The 20,530-nt window shown below is 64.4% G+C and carries 17 protein-coding genes and 1 pseudogene; 13 read left to right on the forward strand and 5 right to left on the reverse strand.

The window, feature by feature from the left end:
* Positions 1 to 62: 62 nt before the first annotated feature.
* From DM374_RS20040 to DM374_RS34650, 13 genes and pseudogenes are all read left to right on the forward strand, one after another.
* Positions 63 to 923, forward strand: a complete 861-nt coding sequence (locus DM374_RS20040) for an NAD(P)H-hydrate dehydratase (protein WP_110971460.1) — start codon at positions 63 to 65, stop codon at positions 921 to 923.
* Positions 911 to 1,381 (forward strand): tRNA (adenosine(37)-N6)-threonylcarbamoyltransferase complex ATPase subunit type 1 TsaE, encoded by a 471-nt coding sequence (tsaE, locus tag DM374_RS20045; RefSeq protein WP_095155945.1) that lies wholly within the window; start codon positions 911 to 913, stop codon positions 1,379 to 1,381. Before DM374_RS20040 ends, tsaE begins: the two co-directional genes overlap by 13 nt.
* Before the next feature lie 2 nt (positions 1,382 to 1,383).
* A complete protein-coding gene (locus DM374_RS20050) occupies positions 1,384 to 2,814 on the forward strand; it encodes an N-acetylmuramoyl-L-alanine amidase (protein ID WP_175653939.1) in 1,431 nt (476 codons plus the stop codon).
* Positions 2,811 to 4,706, forward strand: a complete 1,896-nt coding sequence (gene mutL, locus DM374_RS20055) for a DNA mismatch repair endonuclease MutL (RefSeq protein ID WP_110971461.1) — start codon at positions 2,811 to 2,813, stop codon at positions 4,704 to 4,706. The genes DM374_RS20050 and mutL overlap by 4 nt, the downstream gene beginning before the upstream one ends.
* A gap of 1 nt (position 4,707) precedes the next feature.
* A complete protein-coding gene (gene miaA, locus DM374_RS20060; RefSeq protein ID WP_110971462.1) occupies positions 4,708 to 5,682 on the forward strand; it encodes a tRNA (adenosine(37)-N6)-dimethylallyltransferase MiaA in 975 nt (324 codons plus the stop codon).
* A gap of 94 nt (positions 5,683 to 5,776) precedes the next feature.
* Positions 5,777 to 6,037 (forward strand): RNA chaperone Hfq, encoded by a 261-nt coding sequence (gene hfq, locus DM374_RS20065; protein WP_065758756.1) that lies wholly within the window; start codon positions 5,777 to 5,779, stop codon positions 6,035 to 6,037.
* A 12-nt stretch (positions 6,038 to 6,049) separates the two neighbouring features.
* Complete coding sequence (gene hflX / locus DM374_RS20070) at positions 6,050 to 7,351, forward strand: ribosome rescue GTPase HflX (RefSeq protein ID WP_095155949.1); 1,302 nt, start codon at positions 6,050 to 6,052, stop codon at positions 7,349 to 7,351.
* Between the two features lie 96 nt (positions 7,352 to 7,447).
* Positions 7,448 to 8,620: an FtsH protease activity modulator HflK gene (gene hflK / locus DM374_RS20075; protein ID WP_110971463.1), complete on the forward strand. Its 1,173-nt coding sequence runs from the start codon at positions 7,448 to 7,450 to the stop codon at positions 8,618 to 8,620.
* Positions 8,620 to 9,489, forward strand: coding sequence for a protease modulator HflC (gene hflC, locus DM374_RS20080; protein WP_110971464.1), 870 nt, complete (start codon positions 8,620 to 8,622; stop codon positions 9,487 to 9,489). The genes hflK and hflC overlap by 1 nt, the downstream gene beginning before the upstream one ends.
* A 277-nt stretch (positions 9,490 to 9,766) precedes the next feature.
* Complete coding sequence (locus DM374_RS20090) at positions 9,767 to 10,954, forward strand: ATP phosphoribosyltransferase regulatory subunit (RefSeq protein WP_095155952.1); 1,188 nt, start codon at positions 9,767 to 9,769, stop codon at positions 10,952 to 10,954.
* A gap of 56 nt (positions 10,955 to 11,010) precedes the next feature.
* Positions 11,011 to 12,303: an adenylosuccinate synthase gene (locus DM374_RS20095; RefSeq protein WP_110971466.1), complete on the forward strand. Its 1,293-nt coding sequence runs from the start codon at positions 11,011 to 11,013 to the stop codon at positions 12,301 to 12,303.
* Positions 12,304 to 13,259: 956 nt separating this feature from the next.
* Positions 13,260 to 13,472: pseudogene (locus DM374_RS34645) on the forward strand (methyl-accepting chemotaxis protein); the annotation flags it as partial.
* Between the two features lie 201 nt (positions 13,473 to 13,673).
* Positions 13,674 to 14,378, forward strand: coding sequence for a methyl-accepting chemotaxis protein (locus DM374_RS34650; protein ID WP_410017071.1), 705 nt, complete (start codon positions 13,674 to 13,676; stop codon positions 14,376 to 14,378).
* On the opposite strand, the gene DM374_RS20105 is transcribed toward DM374_RS34650, so the two are convergent.
* The 5 genes from DM374_RS20105 to DM374_RS20125 form a co-directional block, all read right to left on the reverse strand.
* Positions 14,379 to 15,944 carry an ABC transporter permease gene (locus DM374_RS20105; protein WP_110971468.1) on the reverse strand — a complete coding sequence of 522 codons (1,566 nt, stop codon included), beginning with the start codon at positions 15,942 to 15,944 and terminating at the stop codon, positions 14,379 to 14,381.
* Positions 15,944 to 16,957 (reverse strand): extracellular solute-binding protein, encoded by a 1,014-nt coding sequence (locus DM374_RS20110; RefSeq protein ID WP_095155956.1) that lies wholly within the window; start codon positions 16,955 to 16,957, stop codon positions 15,944 to 15,946. Before DM374_RS20110 ends, DM374_RS20105 begins: the two co-directional genes overlap by 1 nt.
* 142 nt (positions 16,958 to 17,099) lie before the next feature.
* Positions 17,100 to 18,158, reverse strand: a complete 1,059-nt coding sequence (locus DM374_RS20115; protein WP_110971469.1) for a glucuronyl hydrolase — start codon at positions 18,156 to 18,158, stop codon at positions 17,100 to 17,102.
* On the reverse strand, positions 18,142 to 19,320 hold the full coding sequence (locus DM374_RS20120) for an MFS transporter (protein ID WP_110971470.1): 1,179 nt from the start codon (positions 19,318 to 19,320) through the stop codon (positions 18,142 to 18,144). Before DM374_RS20120 ends, DM374_RS20115 begins: the two co-directional genes overlap by 17 nt.
* Positions 19,317 to 20,528 carry an acyl-CoA dehydrogenase family protein gene (locus tag DM374_RS20125; protein ID WP_110971471.1) on the reverse strand — a complete coding sequence of 404 codons (1,212 nt, stop codon included), beginning with the start codon at positions 20,526 to 20,528 and terminating at the stop codon, positions 19,317 to 19,319. Before DM374_RS20125 ends, DM374_RS20120 begins: the two co-directional genes overlap by 4 nt.
* Positions 20,529 to 20,530: the final 2 nt, after the last annotated feature.

A 20,530-nucleotide genomic window follows, 5' to 3' on the forward strand; every position in this document is an offset into this window, starting at 1 on the left:
GAAATAGGGCAACGAGGACACAGGTGCGTATAATTCTGCCAGACATCGGAGCCGAACGACGCATGCCTCAGACCAAACACCCTGCAAACGAGCCAGTTGTGCTCTCCCGCGACACCGTGGCGGGCCTGCCCGCGCGCGCTGCGACCGCCCATAAAGGACAGTTCGGCCATGTACTGGTGATCGGCGGTGATCGCGGCACTGGTGGCGCGGTGTTGCTCAGCGCCGAGGCGGCATTGCGCTGCGGCGCCGGGCTGGTGTCGCTGGCCAGCCGCGCCGAGCACCTGCCGGCGGCTCTGGCACGGTTGCCTGAGGTCATGAGCATGGGTGTGAGTTCGGCCAATCAGTTGATGGCGCCGATCGAACGGGCGTCGGTTCTGGTGGTCGGACCTGGGCTGGGGCAAGCGGCGTGGGGCCGCAGCCTGTTGTCGGCGGTGGCCAGTTCGGGTCTGCGGCAAGTCTGGGATGCCGATGCATTGAACCTGCTGGCCGTGGCGCCGATGGCGTTGCCGGCGGGCAGCATCATTACGCCGCACCCTGGCGAGGCTGCGCGGCTGTTGGGGATTTCCACCGAGGCGGTGCAGGCCGACCGCCCGGGGGCGGCGCGCAAGCTGGCGCGAAAATACGCCGCCGTTTGCGTGCTCAAGGGCTCTGGCAGTCTGGTCGCGGACCCGCACGGGCGGCTTGCCCTGTGCAAGCGCGGCCATCCGGCCATGGCTGGCGCAGGTCTGGGGGATGTACTCAGCGGTGTGCTGGGCGCGTTGCTCGCCCAGGACATGCCGGCCTGGGACGCGGCCTGTCTCGCGGTCTGGCTGCATGCCTGCGCCGGAGAACGTTTGGGTAGCCATGGGCGGGGGCTGGCGGCACATGATCTGGTGCCGTCTATTCGAGAGTTGTTGGAGGAGCATTCAGCGTGTCAGGCGTAACCCTGTTTTTGGCCGACGAGCAGGCCATGGTCGATTTCGGCGCTCGTATCGCCCAAGTGACCCACGGCAACGGCGTGATTTTTCTCGAAGGTGACCTCGGCGCGGGCAAGACGACCCTGTCGCGGGGCATCATTCGCGGGCTCGGGCACACCGGAGCTGTGAAAAGTCCTACATTTACGGTGGTAGAACCGTACGAGATTGGTGAGATCCGCGCCTTCCACTTCGACCTCTATCGTCTGGTCGACCCGGAGGAGCTGGAATTCATGGGGATCCGCGACTATTTCGAAGGCGATGCGCTGTGCCTGTTCGAGTGGCCGGACAAGGGTGCGGGCATTTTGCCAAAGCCGGACCTGACCATTACCATAAGCCCCCAGGCGGGCGGTCGTTCGTTGAACCTGGCGCCGCAAGGTGCTCGCGGTGAAGCCTGGTGTGCCGCTTTGGCCTTGGAATTCAAATAGAAATGGGGAAAGGTATGCGCTTTCGCGCACTGGTTGCCGTCGTAGGACTGCTGCTTACGGCAGTGACCGTTGACGCTTTCGCGGTCACACAGGTCAAGAGCGTGCGCCTGTGGCGCGCGCCGGACAACACGCGGCTGGTCTTCGATCTGTCTGGCCCGGTGCAGCACAGTGTCTTCACCCTGACTGCGCCTGATCGGCTGGTCATCGATATCAACGGCGCCACCCTGGCCGCGCCGCTCTCGGTTTCCACTTCCAACACACCAATCACCGCCGTACGTTCGGCACAGCGCACGCCTACCGACCTGCGCGTAGTGATTGACCTGAGCAAGACCGTCACCCCGAAAAGCTTCACCCTGGCGCCCAACGCCCAGTACGGCAATCGCCTGGTGGTGGATCTGTACGACCAAGAAGCCGACGCTGCGGCCCAGCCGCCGACACCGGCCGCCACGACTGCGACCACTCCTGTGGTGCCCGTGACGCCTACGCAACCAGCGATCACGCTGCCGCCGGTGCCTAATGGCAAGCGCGATATCGTCATTGCCATCGACGCCGGTCACGGCGGTGAAGACCCGGGTGCCTCGGGCTCCCGCGGCCAGCACGAGAAAGACATCGTGCTGCAGATCGCCAAGGAACTGCAGCGCCAGATCAATACCGAGAAGGGCTTCCGCGCCGAGCTGACCCGTACTGGCGATTACTTCATCCCGCTGCGCAAGCGCACCGAGATCGCCCGCAAGAAAGGCGCCGACCTGTTCATCTCCATCCATGCCGACGCCGCGCCGTCCACGGCGGCCTTCGGTGCTTCGGTGTTCGCCCTGTCTGATCGCGGCGCCACCTCCGAGACGGCGCGCTGGCTGGCGGACAGTGAAAACCGTTCCGACCTGATCGGTGGTGCCGGCAACGTCAGCCTCGACGACAAGGACCGCATGCTCGCGGGCGTGCTGCTGGACCTGTCGATGACCGCGTCGCTCAGCTCCAGTCTGAACGTCGGGCAGAAGGTCCTGGGCAACATCGGTCGGGTGACCTCGCTGCACAAACGCCGGGTCGAGCAGGCGGGTTTCATGGTGCTTAAATCGCCGGATATCCCGTCGATTCTCGTGGAAACCGGGTTCATCTCCAACGCCAACGAAGCCGCCAAGCTGGCGACGCCGAGCCACCAGCAGTCGCTGGCGCGTTCGATCCACGGCGGCGTGAAGCAGTTCTTCCAGCAGAACCCTCCACCGGGTACCTACATCGCCTGGCTGCGGGACAGCGGCAAGATCGCCCAAGGCCCGCGTGAGCATGTGGTACGCCCAGGCGAGACCTTGGCCATGATTGCTGTGCGCTATCAGGTCAGCGTGGCCGGCCTGCGTAGCACCAACAACCTCAAGAGCGATGAGCTGAAAGTCGGCCAGAATCTGGATATTCCAGCGACCACCCTGGCAGCCCAGCCATGACCAGCAGTGCCCGTATCGAACTGCTCAGCCCTCGTCTTGCCAACCAGATCGCCGCTGGCGAGGTTGTCGAGCGTCCGGCCTCGGTCATCAAGGAGTTGCTGGAAAACAGCCTGGATTCCGGCGCGCGCCGCATCGACGTTGAGGTCGAGCAAGGCGGGGTGAAATTGCTGCGGGTCCGCGACGATGGCAGCGGTATCGCCTCCGATGACCTGCCGCTGGCCCTGGCTCGCCACGCCACCAGCAAGATTCGCGACCTCGAAGACCTTGAACGGGTAATGAGTCTGGGCTTTCGTGGTGAGGCCTTGGCGTCGATCAGCTCGGTGGCCCGCCTCACCCTGACCTCGCGCACCCGTGACGCCGAGCAGGCCTGGCAGGTGGAAACCGAAGGCCGTGACATGGCGCCGCGAGTGCAGCCCGCAGCGCACCCGGTGGGTACTTCGGTCGAAGTGCGTGACCTGTTCTTCAATACCCCGGCGCGGCGCAAGTTTCTCAAGACCGAAAAGACCGAATTCGACCACCTGCAGGAGGTGATCCGGCGCCTGGCGCTGGCGCGTTTCGATGTCGGTTTCCACTTGCGGCACAACGGCAAAAGCATTCTCAGTCTGCACGAAGCCCCGGACGATATCGCCAAGGCGCGGCGGGTCGGAGCGATCTGCGGGCCAGGTTTCCTTGAGCAGGCGCTGCCGATCGAGATCGATCGCAACGGGCTGCGGCTTTGGGGTTGGGTTGGTTTGCCGACCTTCTCCCGCAGCCAGGCGGACCTGCAGTACTTCTTTGTCAATGGCCGGGCGGTGCGCGACAAGCTGGTCGCCCACGCTGTGCGCCAGGCTTACCGCGACGTGCTGTTCAACGGCCGCCACCCGACGTTCGTGCTGTTTCTGGAACTCGACCCGACCGGGGTCGACGTCAATGTCCACCCGACCAAGCACGAAGTGCGCTTCCGTGATGGACGCATGGTCCACGATTTCCTGTACGGAACCCTGCACCGGGCGCTGGCCGATGTGCGTCCGGACGACCAGGTAGCGGCACCCGCGGCGACAACGGAAATCATCCGCCCGTCCGGGCAGCAGGCGGGAGAGTTCGGGCCTCAGGGTGAGATGCGTCTGTCGGCCAGCGTGCTTGAACCGTCGGTTGCCTCACCTTCGGCGAGCCCGGCGGGCTCGGGTGCGGGTGCGGGCTACCAGTACAACTACACGCCGCGCCCAAGCGCCGCGCTGCCGGTTGGCGAGACGCGTGAGGTCTATCGCGAGTTTTTCTCGCCACTGCCGAATGCCGAGCCCGCGCCGCTGCCGGAAGGCGAGCGTGACATTCCGCCGCTGGGCTATGCGCTGGCGCAGTTGAAGGGCATCTATATCCTCGCGGAAAACGCCCACGGCCTGGTGCTGGTGGACATGCACGCCGCCCACGAGCGGATCATGTACGAGCGGCTGAAAGTGGCCATGGCCAGCGAAGGCCTCAGCGGCCAACCGCTGCTGGTTCCGGAATCCCTGGCCATGAGTCAGCGTGAGGCCGACTGCGCGGAAGAACATGCGCAGTGGTTCCAGCGCCTGGGCTTCGAATTGCAGCGTCTGGGCCCGGAGAGCGTCGCGATCCGGCAGATTCCGGCGCTGCTCAAACAGGCCGAGGCCAATCGGCTGGTTCAGGATGTGCTCGCCGACCTGATGGAATACGGCACCAGCGACCGGATCCAGGCGCACCTCAACGAACTGCTCGGCACCATGGCTTGCCACGGCGCGGTGCGCGCCAACCGGCGCCTGGCCTTGCCAGAAATGAACGGCCTGCTGCGCGACATGGAAAACACCGAGCGCAGCGGTCAATGCAACCATGGCCGACCGACCTGGACCCAAATGGGCCTGGACGATCTGGACAAACTGTTCTTGCGCGGTCGTTGATATGGCGGGTTCTCTCCCTCCGGCGATTTTTCTGATGGGCCCGACCGCTGCGGGCAAGACCGACCTGGCCATCGAACTCACCAAAGTACTGCCGTGCGAGTTGATCAGTGTCGATTCGGCGCTGATCTATCGCGGTATGGATATCGGCACGGCCAAGCCGTCGAAGGACGTGCTGGCGGCCCATCCGCACCGCCTGATCGACATCCTCGACCCCGCCGAAAGCTATTCCGCCGCTGATTTTCGCCGCGATGCCCTGCAAGCCATGGCTGAAATCACCGCCCGCGGCAACATTCCGTTGCTGGTTGGCGGCACCATGCTCTATTACAAGGCATTGCTCGAAGGCTTGGCCGATATGCCGCCTGCCGATCCTCAGGTTCGCGCCGAACTGGAGGCGCAGGCCGGGCAGCACGGCTGGCAGGCGTTGCACGATGAACTGGCGGCGGTCGATCCGGTGTCGGCGGCACGCATTCACCCGAACGATCCGCAGCGTCTGATCCGGGCGTTGGAGGTCTATCGGGTCAGTGGTTTCACGATGACTTCACATCGTTTGCGTCAAGCTGAGCAAAGTAATGGCCCAGGCGCTTCTGGGCAGGGGCAATTGCCCTATACTGTCGCCAGCTTGGCTATCGCCCCGCAGAATCGACAGGTTCTGCATGAGCGAATTGCGCTACGATTCACGCAAATGCTGGAACAGGGCTTCATTGACGAGGTCCGATTGCTGCGCGCTAGAAGTGACTTGCACGCGGGACTGCCGTCTATACGGGCAGTTGGGTATCGTCAGGTCTGGGATCATCTTGATGGCAAGCTGACTTCAGTTGAAATGCAGGAGCGCGGCATCATTGCCACCCGCCAATTGGCGAAGCGGCAGTTTACCTGGTTGCGCAGTTGGGCTGATCTTCACTGGCTGGATAGTCTGGCCTGCGACAATCTGTCTCGCACCTTGAAATACCTCGGGTCGGTCTCCATATTGGGCTGAATCCCAGCGATTGCCGTCTATCCTTGGGGGTGGGGCGGCTTTAGCCATCAGTTTTCTTGTTTTTTTACTATTGATCCTTACAGGAGTGCGGCATATGTCAAAAGGGCATTCGCTACAAGACCCTTACTTGAATACTTTGAGAAAAGAAAAAGTTGGGGTTTCGATCTATCTGGTCAACGGCATCAAGCTGCAAGGGACGATCGAGTCCTTTGACCAGTTCGTGATCCTGCTGAAAAACACCGTAAGCCAGATGGTTTACAAGCACGCGATCTCGACCGTTGTTCCGGTTCGTCCGATTCGCCTGCCTAGCGCAGCTGATGCCGAACATGGCGATGCTGAGCCAGGTAACGCCTGATAGGAGTTCGCTTTGTTCTTTGAGCGCCACGGTGGTGGTGAACGAGCCGTTCTCGTTCATCTGGAAGGTCAGAGCCCTGAGGCGCGCGAAGACCCGCAGGAGTTCCAGGAGTTGGCCTTGTCGGCCGGCGCCGATATTGTTGCGCTCGCCAATGTGGGGCGGCACCAGCCTACGGCCAAGTTTCTGATTGGCAGCGGCAAGGTCGAAGAGTTGCGCGACCTGGTCAAGGCTGAAGAGGCCGACCTGGTGATCTTCAATCACACCCTCACCCCAAGTCAGGAACGCAACCTCGAACGCGTTTTCGAGTGTCGCGTGCTTGATCGCACCGGTCTGATCCTCGACATCTTCGCCCAGCGCGCCCGTACTCACGAGGGCAAGCTGCAGGTGGAGCTGGCGCAGCTTGAACACATGAGCACGCGACTGGTTCGCGGCTGGACTCACCTTGAACGGCAGAAAGGCGGTATTGGTCTGCGCGGCCCAGGTGAAACCCAGCTGGAAACCGACCGCCGCTTGCTGCGTGTGCGTCTGCGGCAGATCAAGGCCCGTCTGGAAAAGGTACGCAGTCAGCGAGAGCAGGCGCGCCGCGGTCGCAAACGCGCCGAGGTGCCTTCGGTTTCACTGGTGGGTTATACCAACGCCGGCAAATCGACCCTGTTCAACGCCCTGACCGAGTCCGAGGTCTACGCGGCCGACCAGCTCTTCGCCACACTCGACCCGACCCTGCGCCGACTGGAGCTGGGGGATATCGGGCCGATCGTGCTGGCGGACACCGTGGGCTTCATTCGTCACCTGCCGCACAAGCTGGTCGAGGCTTTTCGAGCTACGCTCGAAGAGTCGAGCAACTCCGACCTGTTGCTGCATGTGATCGATGCCCATGAGCCTGAGCGCATGGCCCAGATCGAACAGGTCATGGCGGTGCTTGGCGAGATCGGTGCTGAAGGCTTGCCGATACTCGAGGTGTATAACAAACTCGATCTGCTCGAAGGCGTTGAGCCGAACATTCAACGCAATGCTGATGGCAAGCCCGAGCGGGTCTGGGTCTCGGCCCGAGAAGGCCGTGGTCTTGAGCTGGTGGGGCAGGCGATTGCCGAGTTGCTGGGGGATGACCTGTTTGTGGGCACCTTGCGTCTTGAACAGCGTTTCGCGCGTTTGCGTGCGCAGTTCTTCGCGGCGGGTGCGGTGCAGAACGAAGAACACGACGATGAAGGCAGCAGCCTTCTGGCAGTGCGCTTGCCACGGGCCGACCTCAATCGTCTGGTGTCACGCGCAGGGCTGGAGCCCGTCGACTTCATCGAACAACACACTTTGCAATAAAAGCCTGACGACGCTGTCAGGCAGCCGTGACAGGCATTCTGTAGCATTGGACGGCGCGCCGTTGGCGCGTCTTTGCTTTATCAGATGGAGAGCGCTATGGCTTGGAATGAGCCGGGTGGCAACTCGAACAATCAAGATCCTTGGGGTGGACGCCGCGGCGGTGGTGGCGGCGACAAGAAAGGGCCACCGGATCTCGACGAGGCCTTCCGCAAGCTGCAGGATAGCCTGAACGGCATGTTCGGCAGTGGCAAGAAACGTGGTGGTGGCGACGGCCTTCCCAAAGGCGGCGGCTTTGGTCTGCTTGGTGTCGGACTCGCTGTGCTGGCCGCTATCTGGCTGTACAGTGCCGTCTATGTAGTCGACGAGCAGGAGCAGGCAGTCGTTCTGCGTTTCGGCAAGTACTACGAGACCGTAGGTCCGGGCCTGAACATCTATTTCCCGCCAATCGATCGCAAGTACATGGAAAACGTCACGCGCGAGCGTGCCTATACCAAGCAGGGCCAGATGCTGACCGAAGACGAAAACATCGTCGAAGTGCCGCTGACCGTGCAGTACAAGATCAGCAACCTGCAGGACTTCGTCCTGAACGTCGATCAGCCTGAAGTCAGCCTGCAACACGCGACCGACAGTGCCCTGCGTCACGTGGTCGGCTCCACGGCCATGGACAAGGTGCTGACCGAAGGTCGCGAGCAGATGGCCGTCGAGATCAAGGAGCGTCTGCAACGTTTCCTCGACACCTACCGTACCGGTATCACCGTTACCCAGGTCAACGTACAGAGCGCGGCAGCCCCGCGTGAAGTGCAGGAAGCCTTCGATGACGTGATCCGTGCCCGTGAAGACGAGCAACGTGCCCGCAACCAGGCCGAGTCCTACGCCAATGGCGTGGTGCCGGAAGCCCGTGGTCAGGCGCAGCGCATCATCGAAGACGCCAATGGTTACCGCGACGAAGTCGTCTCGCGCGCCAAGGGTGAGGCCGATCGCTTCACCAAGCTGGTGACCGAGTACCGCAAGGCGCCGGAAGTCACTCGTCAGCGTCTGTACCTCGATACGATGCAAGAGGTCTACAGCAACACCAGCAAAGTGCTGGTTTCGGGCAAGGACGGGCAGAGCAACCTGCTTTACCTGCCGCTGGACAAGATGGTCGAAGGCAGCCGCAATGCCGCACCGGCCAGCAGCGTACCGACCTCGTCGGCCAACGATGCAGCCAGCCGTGCCGCTTCCGACCTGCAACAGCAACAGCAGCAACTGCGTTCTAGGGAGAGCCGCTGATGAGCAATAAATCGCTGATCGCCCTGATCGTTGGCGTCGTGCTGGCCATCGTGGCCTGGAACAGCTTCTACATCGTGTCCCAGACCGAACGCGCGGTGCTGCTGCAATTCGGTCGTGTGGTTCAGGCCGATGTCCAGCCTGGTCTGCATGTGAAAGTCCCTTACGTCAACCAGGTGCGCAAGTTCGACGCCCGCCTGATGACCCTTGACGCTCCGACCCAGCGGTTCCTGACCCTGGAGAAGAAGGCGGTCATGGTCGATGCTTACGCCAAGTGGCGGGTGAAGGACGCAGAGCGTTTCTACACCGCGACCTCCGGCATGAAGCAGATTGCTGACGAGCGTTTGTCCCGTCGTCTGGAAAGCGGTTTGCGCGACCAGTTCGGCAAGCGCACCCTGCACGAAGTGGTGTCGGGTGAGCGTGACGCGCTGATGGCGGATATCACTGGCTCGCTGAACCGCATGGCGGAAAAGGAGCTGGGCATCGAAGTGGTCGACGTTCGCGTCAAGGCCATCGACCTGCCGAAGGAAGTGAACCGCAGCGTGTTCGAGCGTATGAGCACCGAGCGTGAGCGTGAGGCTCGTGAGCACCGCGCCAAAGGTAACGAGCTGGCTGAAGGCATTCGTGCTGACGCCGATCGTCAGCGTCGGGTACTGCTGGCTGAAGCATATCGCGAGTCGGAAGAGACCCGCGGTGATGGTGATGCCCAGGCGGCGGCGATCTACTCCAAGGCCTATGGCCAGGATCAGGACTTCTACGCGTTCTACCGTAGCCTGAAAGCCTACCGCGAGAGCTTCGCCAACAAGAGCGACGTTCTGGTTCTCGACCCGAGCAGCGAGTTCTTCCGCTTCATGGGCAAGGCCAAACCTTGAAACAGATCACCCCGTCGGGCGGCTAATACGTCTGGCGGGGTGATACTGCAAGAAAACGGGTGTATGATGCGGCAGCCGGGAAATTCCCGGCTTTTTTGCGTCTGCAAGATCGAATGACCGCCTGGCGGTCTGGATTCGCGGCGCAGCCCAGGATTTACGAGGGTATCGGCACTGCGGTAACGCTGGAATCAGCGCTGCCCGACATTATTTGCCGGCACCTGCTTCACTCAAGGCTCGCCCGCAGGCAGGCCGCCCGGACCACAGGGGAAATGGCGTAATGGCAACGGTAGACCGCTGGCTGCTGCCAGATGGCATCGAAGAAGTACTGCCACCTGAAGCGACGCGCATCGAAATCGCGCGTCGCCAGGTGTTGGATCTGTTCCAGAGCTGGGGTTACGAGTTTGTCGTGACTCCGCATATCGAGTACCTGGAATCGCTGCTCACCGGTGCCGGTCAGGACCTGGACCTGCGTACCTTCAAGGTTATCGACCCGCAGTCGGGCCGGCAGATGGGCTTCCGGGCCGACATCACGCCGCAGGTGGCGCGCATCGATGCGCACACCTTGCGCCGCGAAGGCCCGAGCCGCCTGTGCTACGCCGGCAGCGTGCTGCACGCCAAGCCCCGTGCACTGTCGTCCTCGCGCAGCCCGATCCAGTTGGGTGCCGAACTGTACGGCGATGCTAGCCCGGTCAGTGACGTCGAAGTCATCAGCCTGATGCTGGCCATGCTGCAACTGGCCGACGTACCGGATGTCCATATGGACCTGGGCCACGTTGGTATCTACCGCAGCCTGGCCCGTGCGGCCGGCCTGTCGGGTGATGTCGAGCAGCAGTTGTTCGATGCCCTGCAACGCAAGGCAGTCGATGAAGTGATCACGCTGACCGCCAACCTGCCGGCGGATCTGGCCGGCATGCTGCGTTCGCTGACCGAGCTGTGCGGCGGTCGTGAAGTGCTGGAAGCGGCCCGCGTTCGTCTCGGGCGTGCACCGGCTGCGGTGCTGGCTGCACTGGATGACCTGCTGGCGATCGCCGACCGTCTGACGGCGCGGTACCCGGATCTGCCACTGTATTTCGACCTGGGCGAGTTGCGCGGCTACCACTACCACACCGGTGTGGTGTTCGCGGCGTTCGTGCCGGGTGTCGGTCAGTCGATCGCCCAGGGTGGTCGCTACGACGATATCGGAGCTGACTTTGGCCGGGCACGTCCGGCCACCGGTTTCTCCACGGATTTGAAGACCCTGGTCACACTGGGGCGGGCAGAGGTCGTGTTGCCCACTGGCGGGATCTGGATGCCCGACAGCAGCGACGCGGCTCTGTGGCAGTTGGTCTGCCAGTTGCGCAGTGACGGTCAGCGGGTTGTGCAGGCTCTGCCTGGCCAGCCCCTGGCTGCCGCCATCGAGGCGGACTGCGATCGGCAATTGATTCTGCAAAACGGGGCCTGGCAAGTACTGCCACTGGCCATCTGAGATTAGCCGCCGGCCCCGTGGTCGGCGCCAAGTTTGCGCGAATGAGGACAAGTGTTATGGGTAAGAATGTCGTAGTCCTGGGCACCCAATGGGGTGATGAGGGCAAAGGCAAGATCGTTGATCTGCTGACCGAACATGCCGCCGCCGTAGTGCGTTACCAAGGTGGCCACAACGCCGGTCACACGCTGGTGATCGACGGTGAGAAAACCGTGTTGCACCTGATCCCCTCGGGCGTCCTGCGCGAAGGCGTGCAGTGCCTGATCGGCAACGGCGTGGTGGTTGCTCCTGACGCACTGATGCGGGAAATCACCAAACTGGAAGAGAAAGGCGTCCCGGTACGTGACCGCCTGCGCATCAGCCCGGCTTGCCCGCTGATCCTCTCCTACCACGTTGCCCTGGACCAGGCGCGCGAGAAAGCCCGTGGCGAAGCCAAGATCGGCACCACCGGTCGCGGCATTGGCCCGGCCTACGAAGACAAGGTCGCTCGCCGCGGCCTGCGCGTCGGTGACCTGTTCCACCGCGAGCGTTTCGCCGCCAAGCTCGGTGAGCTGCTGGACTACCACAACTTCCAGCTGGTCAATTACTACAAAGAGCCGGCCATCGACTTCCAGCAGACTCTGGACGAGTGCATGGCCTACGCCGAGCAACTGAAGCCGATGATGCTCGACGTCACCGCCGAGCTGCACGCTCTGCGCCGTGCCGGCAAGGACATCATGTTCGAAGGCGCCCAGGGTTCGTTGCTGGACATCGACCACGGTACCTACCCGTACGTCACCAGCTCCAACACCACTGCCGGCGGCATCGCCACTGGTTCCGGTGTTGGCCCGATGTACCTGGACTACATCCTCGGTATCACCAAGGCCTACACCACTCGCGTCGGTTCGGGCCCGTTCCCGACTGAGCTGTTCGACGACGTCGGTGCTTTCCTGGCCAAGCGTGGCCATGAGTTTGGTGCCACTACCGGTCGTGCTCGTCGTTGCGGCTGGTTCGACGCCGTCATCCTGCGTCGCGCCATCGACGTCAACAGCATCTCGGGCCTGTGCCTGACCAAGCTGGACGTGCTCGACGGCCTTGAAACCATCCGCATTTGCGTGGGTTACAAGAACGAAAACGGCGCGGTCCTCGACGCACCGACCGACGCCGACAGCTACATCGGCCTGGAGCCGGTGTACGAAGAAATGCCGGGCTGGAGCGAGTCGACCCTGGGTGCCAAGACCCTGGAAGAACTGCCGGCCAACGCCCGTGCCTACATCAAGCGTGTGGAAGAGCTGGTCGGCGCGCCGATCGACATCATCTCCACCGGCCCTGACCGCAACGAAACCATCGTTCTGCGTCACCCGTTCGCCTGATTCGATAAGCGGTAACCACCAAAGGCCCCTCTAGAGGGGCCTTTGGCGTTTTTGCCTTCTGCTGCGGCACAACCTTTGCTGTGAAATTGCCTTCAGGGATGCCATCACTGTAATGGCACCGAAAAGCAGAGGGATTTACTGTGTCTGCCGTCATCTCATTGTTACGAAGCCGCCTTTTGCGGCCTGTCTTTGTTGCGCTTGGTATCGCTCTTTTGGTGCAAGTGGTGGTCGCTGTGGTGTTGACCCGCAGTACCGTCACCGCGTTGGAAGCCGATCTGGGCAATCGTTTGGGCACCGATAGCCAGAAGCTCACCACCGAGCTGGATCAAGCGGCGAAGGAGGTCAGTTCCGGGCTGAGCAATCTGTCCGAAAGTACCCGTCAGCGCCTGACCGCCGGTTTATCGTCGCGTCTGGAAGAAGAACAGGCGCAATTGCGCGCCACGCTGGAGAAGAACCTCAAGGACTCGGCCAATGACATGGCCGAATTGCTCGCCTCGGTGGCGCCCCGCGCGGTGTGGGACGCCGATGTACCGACCCTGTCGGAGTTTGCCCGTCGCGCCCAGCGCAACCCCAACGTGCTGTTCGTGGTGTACAACGATGCCCAGGGAGAACATCTCACCCGCTACCTGAACCGTCAGAATCCCATCAACCAGGCCCTGCTCGACAAGGGCAAGGGCGAGCGCGCCCTGGACAAGGTGCTGGAAGCCGCACGCAACGACCCGTCGGTGTACTTCGTCGAAGCCTCGATCAGCCCCAACGGCGTCGAGATCGGCAAGGTCCTGATGGGCGTGTCGACCGCGTCGGTGGATGCCGAGCTGCAAGCCCTCGACAAACGTTTCTCCGCGCTGATCGCCAGCGGTGACCAATTGGTGGGCGACAGCCTGACCAGCGCCGCCGCCGACAGCACCAAAGCGCTGCGCAGCCGTTTGGAGACGGCGCAGGGCAGCGCCGCGCAGATGGCCGCCAACACCTCGCAAAGCGTGCAAGGCGCCGCGCAAACGCTGCGCTGGCGCATCGGCCTGGGCCTGGCCCTGGTCGGATGCGGCGTGTTGCTGGTGGTGGCGGTCGTGTTGGGCCGTCGGGTGGTGAACAAGCTGCGCCTGCTGATTGCCGCGCTGGACGACCTGGCCGCCGGTGAAGGCGACCTGACCAAGCGCGTAGCCATCGACAGCCGCGATGAGATCGGCGACATGGCGGCGGCGGTGAACCGCTTCGTCGACAAGTTGCAGCCCATCGTCCGCGAGGCCGGTGAAGTGGCCCAGCGCACCGGGGTCGAGATCGGCGCCATGGCCCAGCAGAATGCCGGTGCCGACTCAGCAGCGGCGGCGCAGCGTGATGAAGTGGCCGAAAGCCTGCGCGCACTGTCGAGCATGGCCGATGAAGCCCAGGCCGAGAGCAAGGCCATGCAGGCCGCGTTGCAGCAGGTCGTGGATATTCGCCAGGCCACCGACGAGAACAGCCGCACCTCGGCGCAGGTCGCCAAGCTGATCGAGGCGCTGGCCGGGCAGGTGGACACCGGTTCCAAGGTGATCGTGCGTCTGGCCGAGCAGAGTGAGCAGATCGAAGTGGTGCTGACGGTGATCCACGGTATCGCCGAACAGACCAACCTGCTGGCGCTCAATGCTGCGATCGAGGCGGCACGGGCGGGCGAGACCGGTCGTGGCTTTGCCGTGGTGGCGGACGAGGTGCGGGCGCTGGCGAGCAAGACCCAGAGTTCCACCGGCGACATTCAGGCCCATATCGGTGCGCTGCAACAGGGTGCGAAGGAAGCGGTGGCGGCGATCAGTCAGGCGGGGCGTCAGGCCAGCGAAGGCTTGTTGGTCTTGCGTGACAACGCTCGTTTGCAGCAGTCGGTGCAGGCGTCGGTGGAGCAGGTGCACGCGGCCATCGGCCTCGCGACCCGCGCGGCCGAGCAGCAAGCCCAGGGTGCGCAGGCGGTTCGCGGGCGGGTGGAAAACATCCATGCGCAGGCCGAACGGGCAGCTCAGGTGGTCATGCAGACCACCGCCAGCAGCAAGGTGCTCGACGACCTGGCGGCCCAGCTCAAGGCCAGCCTGGGCCAGTTCCGCGCCTGATCAGGCGCGGTTCAGGTACATCCGGGTGGTCAGCAGGTACACCGGCAACCCGGACACCAGAATCAGCAGCGCCGCATACGGCGCTGCTGCGGCGAACTCGACGTTGGCGGTGTGCGCCCAGACCTCGGTGGCGAGGGTGGTCATGCCGGTCGGGCTGAGCAGCAAGGTAGCGGTCAGCTCCTTCATGGCGTCGAGGAACACCAGGGCGAAGGCTGCGGCCAGTGCCGGGAAGATGATCGGCAAGGTCACCCGGCAGAACGCGGTGAATGGCGTCGCCCCCAGCGTCCGTGCCGCTTCTTCCAGTTGCGGCGCGGCCTTGGTCAGTGCAGTGCGCACCGGCGCTTGCGCCAGTGGCAGGAACAGCAGCGCGTAGGCCAGCAGCAACAACCCGGTGGTCTGGTACATCGCCGGCACATAGTGCAAGGCGAAGTACACCAGCGTCAGCGCAATCACCAATCCCGGCAGGGCATGCAGCAGGTACGGCAGGCGCTCGGCCCAGATCGCCAGGCGACCCTTGTAGCGCACCACCAGGAAACTCACCGGCAACGCCAGCAGCAGGCTCACGCCCGCGCCGCCCAGCGACAGCGACAGCGACGACAGCAGCGCCCGGCTGATGTCGGCGACCGGGAAGGCCGCCGACGAACCGACGCTCAGCCAGTACGCCAGCATCCCCAGCGGAATGCCGCTGCCGAGAATCGCCAGACCGAGGCAATACACCTGGCCCAGCGGCATCCAGCCACGCAGACGAACCGGCGCGCCGCGCCGTGCAACGCCCTGGCCGATGCGCACATGGCGAGCCTTGCCGCGCACCCGCAGTTCCAGCCAAAGCATCAGCAGGCACATGAACAGCAGCACCGCCGAAAGCATCGCTGCGTTGGCGTTGCTGAATTCCAGTTCGAACTGCTGGTAGATCGCCGTGGTGAAGGTCTGCAGGCCGAGAATCGACAGCGCGCCGAACTCCACCAGCATGTGCAGGGCGATCAGCAGGCTGCCGCCGAGGATCGACGGCCACAGCAGCGGCAGGGTGACGCGCCAGAACACCGCCCAGCGGTTGCAGCCCATGGTCCGCGCCGACTCTTCCAGCGAGGTGTCGAGGTTGCGCAGGGTCGCGGCCACCGGCAGGAAGATCAGCGGGTACTTGGACAGGCTCATCACCAGGATGGCCCCGCCCAGCCCTTCATAGATCGGGCTCAACGACACCCAGGTGAAGCCGCTGACAAACGACGGCACGGCGAACGGCAGGCACAGGATCACGCCCCACAGGCGCCGGCCCGGCAAATCGCTGTGCTCCAGCAACCAGGCCAGGGACAGGCCGACCACCGCGCAGGTGACCGTGACCCCGACCATCAACAGCAGGGTGTTGCGCATCAGGCCCCAGACGAAGGGCCGCCAGATCAGGCGCAGCGCTTCGTGCCAGCCGGCCTGCCAGGTTTTCAGGGCGACGTAGAGCAGTGGCAGCAGGCTCAGCCCCACCAGCAGCAGGACCGGCAGCACCACCCAGATCGATGGCCGCTTGCGGCGGGGGACGAAACCGGTGCCGAGCTGAACGGGAAGGGCAGCGCTCATCAGAGCAGGCCGACTTCGCGTTCGAGTTCCAGCGCTTCCTCGGCGTTACCCAGGTCAGCCGGGGTGATCTTCGGCGGACGCAAGTCTTCGAATGGCTTCAGGCCCTGGTCGGAGACCATGCCCTTGTGCAGCGGGTACTCGGCGGTGGTCTGGGTAATGACGCGCTGGCCTTCTTCGCTGGCCATCCAGGCGAGCAGGGCCTGGGCTTCTTTCGGATGCTTGCTGGCCTTCACCGCGGCGGCGCCGGAGATGGTCATCAGGCCGCCGACGTCGCCGTCCGCCAGGTAGTAGAGCTTGGAGTCGAGCTGGCCGCGTTCTTTCTTCAGCGCGTACCAGTAGTAGTTGTTCACCAGCACGGCGGCGACTTCACCGTTTTCCACGGCTTTGAGCGCGACCATGTTGTTGGTGTAGGTCTTGCCGAAGGCTTTCAGGCCGGTCAGCCATTCTTCAGCGGCTTCGCGGCCATGGATTTTCAGGATGGCCACGGCCTGTTCCTGGAACGCGCCGCTGGTGGGCACGAAGCCGATCTTGCCGTCCCACTCGGGGTCGGCGAAGTCCATTACCGATTGCGGCAGGTCTTTCTCATCGATCTTCTTCGGGTTGAACGCGACTACGCGGGTGCGCGCGGTGACGCCCATCCAGCTGCCGTTGCTGGCGACGAAGTCCTTGGGCAGCATCTCCAGGGTCGAGTCATCAATCTTGGCCAGCAGGCCCAGCTCGCCGAGGTTGTTCAGCGGCGGCGACTCTTCGGTGTAGATCACGTCGGCCGGCGAGCGGTCGCCTTCCTCGATGACCTGGCTGGCCAACTGGTTGCTGCTGCCTTTGCGAATCTTGATGTGAATGCCGGTCTTGGCCTCGTAGGCCTTGGCGATGGCGTCACCGATTTCCTTGTGCTGGCCGTTGTACAGCGTCAGGGTCACAGGATCGGCGGCCATGGCGGCCGGCGCTGCGAGCACCAGACCGAGAAGGGAAACGGCCAGGCCGCGCAGCATCGGGTTACGGCGAATCGTCATGCGGGTGGTTCCTCGCTTACGGCTACATATTTGGAAACAATGGTAAACGAAATTGTTTCTCAAGTGGCCGGATGACGGGAAATTCATAAGCTGACTATCGGATGGCTTGACGCCGGCTGCGGCCAGTCGGGTACGGGACCGGCTACCAGCCGGCGATCCCGCCCTGAACAGCCAGGACCTGATCCTGGGTCATCAGTGCCTCGACCAGGAAGAAGGTCGCGCAGGCCGATTCCACCAGTTGCTCCTGCTCGGTGCCGGTCCGGTAGTAGTGGCCGACGAAGCACCCTTGCTGGACCTCGCTCGACAGCAACGCGGCGATCTGCTGACAGGCCAGGTCGCGCCAGTCGTTCATGCCCGGCAGGCACTGCCACAGGCGCAGCAGCGCTACCGAAGCGATGGCCACTGCGCACGGGTCGGCATTGCGCGCGACGAGGGTGCCCCGGCTGGCCGCTTCACCCCAGCGGCTCAGCCAGTAGGCGCAAGCCTCGCGGGCGGGCGCGGCGTACTCGCCGCCATACAAGCCGACCGCCTCGGCCAGGCCGAGCATGGCCCAGGCCTGGCCGCGTGCCCAATCGCCTGCTGGGCCCGGCTGGAACTGGCCGTGTTCATCGAGCCGGGCGTGGCTGGCCCAGGCTCCATCGGCGCCGCGCAGGGTGCGCAGGCACAGGTCCAGATGGCTGCGCGCCATGTCGCGCTTGTGCGCATCGGGCTGCAAGTGCATCAGCGCCAGCGTCGGGGCCAGGGCGTCGATATTGAGGGTTGCGTGGCCGTTGTCGCCGCCGCCCATGCCGGGGCCCAGCGGCCAGCCGCCGATATCCGGGCGAAAATCCCGGGCCAGGGCGTCAGCGGCACGCAAGGCCAGCTCCCGTGCCGGTTCGTCCTGGGCGAGGCGGCCACCGAGGGCGGCGCCGTACCAGAACACGAAACTGCGATTCAGGCTGGGCTCGTCCAGTTGGGCACCCAGTTGGCGGGACCAGAACACTGCCTGGTCGAGGTCTTCGCTGAGCTCGGTGAACGCCGCACGGCGCCACCACAGCGCGGCCCAGAAACCGCCGAGCCACGAGCCTCGCCGCGACAGCTTCCATTGCCGGTCCCGCGGCAGGCGGTACAGGGGGAATTGCTCGCCGCACTGGCGCGAAATACTGTCGAGCTGTTTGAACAGGGCGTGGACCACCGCCTGGCGTTTACGCTGTGCCGGCATGGGGATGAGTCTCCTCGGCGCGACGGGCGCGGTACAGGTTTCGGCACAGCGCGGCGCCGAGACACAGGGCAAAGATGAGTAAGGTCCAGGCGGCAGAGAAGCCACCCGGCTGACGCAGCAGCACGCCGAACAGCGGTGGCCCGACGGCGATGCCGCCGAAGAAACCCAGCGACAGCATGCCGGCGCTGCTGGCTACGCCACCGAAGCGCGGTTCGCGCAGCAGCATGCTCATGGCCACGGCATTGCTTGCCACCAGGCTCAGACCCATGCCCACCACGGCGAACCACAACGGCCAGTGGCGATCGGCGGCGGCGTATTGCATGACCAGCACGGTGCCGAGGCCGACCAGGAACAGTCCGCCAAGCAACACGGTTTCGTCCTTGAGGCCCGCGCCCAGCGGTGTCAGCAACAGGCGGGAAAGAATGCCCATCAGGCCAAAACCACTGACCATCAGGCCGATGGTGGCGGCGCCGACGCCCAGGCTGCTGGCGTACACGCCGAAGAAGGTGATGAACGCGGACAGGCACAACCCGGCACAGCCTTGAATGCCCATCAGCCGCAGCAACCAGCCGTTCGGCGCTGTCAGGCGCAGCGGAGGTCGCGGCCCCGCCGCCGGCGCCGCGATGCGGCCAGGCACCAGCACCGCCAGCAACAACGCCAGAGGCACCCAGCAGGCCAGCGCCAGGCGCCAGCCGATCGCGGCGCTCAATACCGGCAGCACCAGCCCGGCGATCAGCGCAGACAGCTGCACCCCCGCCTGTTTGAGCCCGACCAGTGCCGCGCGCGGCGCATCCTTGGCCTGCGCGATGGCCTGGTTGGTGGCCGGGTTGGCCAGCGCCTGCGCCACGCCGCAGAACAACAGGGCGATGACCACCCCGGTGAAGCCGGGCAGCACCGCCATCAGGCTGAACGACAGCGCCACCAGCAGAAACAGCGCCAGCAGCCCGGCGCGAGAGCCGGTGCGCTGCACCAGCGCCCCGGCCCAGGGCGACAGCAAGGCCGCCAGGCCGAAGGCGCTGGTGGTCAGCCAGCCGAGGTGTTCGCGGTCGATGTGCAGATCAGCGATCAGTTGCGGGCCGAGCACGCCGAGGGCGTAGAACACCATCATTGGCAGGCCCATGGCGCAGGTCAGCAGAGCGGCAAGGGCGGCATGGCGTTTCATGGCGTTCCCTTGTCCAGGTGCAGTGACGGGCAGCGGCTGTCGAACGGCTTGCCGGGGGCGGTGGCCGTCAACAGGTCGCGGCCGAGCGTGCTGACCAACGCGTCGTCGGTGCCGTCGAGGATGTGCGTGGTGCGGGCGTGACGGTAGATGCCCGACAGCGGCGACAGCTCGCTCAGGCCTTCGGCTCCCATGACCTGCATCGCCGAATCGACCGCGCCGGACAGCGCTTCCGAAGCCGCCAGCTTGGCCAGGTTGACCTCGATGCTGTTGGCCTGGCCCTGGTCGAACTTGGCCGCTGCGTCCTGCAGCAAGGCGCGGGCGCTGGCGATGTCGCGGTACACCTGATAGACCCGCGCCCGCAGCAGTTGCTTGTCGGCCAGCCGCGCCAGATGCCCGCGCGGCGAATGCACCCTGGCGCAGAGGTCATCGAAGCAGCGCTGGGCCAGGCCCAGCCAGTGGGCGGCGCGCAACAGGCGTCCCAGCCCGAGGCGGCGCTGCATCAGGGCGATGCCCTGGCCGGGCGTGCCGAGGACCTGATTCGCGGTAACGCGCACCTCGTCGAAGCGCAGCTCGCCCTGGCCCTGTTGACGACCCAGCAGGGCCAGCGGACGGACGAACTGGAAGCCGGGGCTGTCGGTCGGGACGATCAGCATCGACAATGCTTCGCCTGTCGGACCATCACCGGTACGGGCGATCACGGTGGCGAAGTCGGCCCGTTCGGCGCGGCAGATGAACCACTTGCGGCCGTTCAGGCGCCAATGGTCGCCGTGCCAGTCGGCGCGGCTGGTCATGGTCGCGGGAATCGAGCCGATGCTTTCCGGTTCGGACATGGCGTAGCACGGCACCTGCTCGCCACGTACCAGCGGCATCAGGAAGCGCTCGCGCAGCTCGGGATTGGCATGGCGGTCGAGCATGTAGGCGTCGAGGGTTGCGTCGCAGCCGAGAATCGCCGGGGCGAACTCGCTGCGGCCTTCCTCGGTGGCTACCGTCAGGTACTCCACCAGGCTCACCACCCGGCCGCCGAGGGCGAACGGGTAGAAGTTGCCGAACACGCCGGCGGCTTGCGCCTTGGCCTGCAGTTCGACGGCCAGTGCGCTGGCCGCCTTGTCGCACGCGCCCAGCTCCAGCTCGCGCGGCAGGATGTGCTGCTCGACAAAGTGCCGAACCCGTTGCGCCAGGGGGGTTGTTTCGGGGGATGCAGTCGTCATGG

Source organism: Pseudomonas huaxiensis (genome assembly GCF_003231275.1).
In the GTDB taxonomy this organism is placed as follows: Bacteria; Pseudomonadota; Gammaproteobacteria; order Pseudomonadales; family Pseudomonadaceae; genus Aquipseudomonas; species Aquipseudomonas huaxiensis.

Bases quoted from the DNA above. Each gene is read 5' to 3' on its own strand.
- DM374_RS20040 (WP_110971460.1), top strand. From the start codon at position 63: ATGCCTCAGACCAAACACCCTGCAAACGAGCCAGTTGTGCTCTCCCGC.
- DM374_RS20050 (WP_175653939.1), top strand. From the start codon at position 1,384: ATGGGGAAAGGTATGCGCTTTCGCGCACTGGTTGCCGTCGTAGGACTG.
- mutL (WP_110971461.1), top strand. From the start codon at position 2,811: ATGACCAGCAGTGCCCGTATCGAACTGCTCAGCCCTCGTCTTGCCAAC.
- miaA (WP_110971462.1), top strand. From the start codon at position 4,708: ATGGCGGGTTCTCTCCCTCCGGCGATTTTTCTGATGGGCCCGACCGCT.
- hfq (WP_065758756.1), top strand. From the start codon at position 5,777: ATGTCAAAAGGGCATTCGCTACAAGACCCTTACTTGAATACTTTGAGA.
- hflK (WP_110971463.1), top strand. From the start codon at position 7,448: ATGGCTTGGAATGAGCCGGGTGGCAACTCGAACAATCAAGATCCTTGG.
- hflC (WP_110971464.1), top strand. From the start codon at position 8,620: ATGAGCAATAAATCGCTGATCGCCCTGATCGTTGGCGTCGTGCTGGCC.
- DM374_RS20090 (WP_095155952.1), top strand. From the start codon at position 9,767: ATGGCAACGGTAGACCGCTGGCTGCTGCCAGATGGCATCGAAGAAGTA.
- DM374_RS20095 (WP_110971466.1), top strand. From the start codon at position 11,011: ATGGGTAAGAATGTCGTAGTCCTGGGCACCCAATGGGGTGATGAGGGC.
- DM374_RS34650 (WP_410017071.1), top strand. From the start codon at position 13,674: ATGGCCGATGAAGCCCAGGCCGAGAGCAAGGCCATGCAGGCCGCGTTG.
- DM374_RS20105 (WP_110971468.1), bottom strand. From the start codon at position 15,944: ATGAGCGCTGCCCTTCCCGTTCAGCTCGGCACCGGTTTCGTCCCCCGC.
- DM374_RS20110 (WP_095155956.1), bottom strand. From the start codon at position 16,957: ATGACGATTCGCCGTAACCCGATGCTGCGCGGCCTGGCCGTTTCCCTT.
- DM374_RS20115 (WP_110971469.1), bottom strand. From the start codon at position 18,158: ATGCCGGCACAGCGTAAACGCCAGGCGGTGGTCCACGCCCTGTTCAAA.
- DM374_RS20120 (WP_110971470.1), bottom strand. From the start codon at position 19,320: ATGAAACGCCATGCCGCCCTTGCCGCTCTGCTGACCTGCGCCATGGGC.
- DM374_RS20125 (WP_110971471.1), bottom strand. From the start codon at position 20,528: ATGACGACTGCATCCCCCGAAACAACCCCCCTGGCGCAACGGGTTCGG.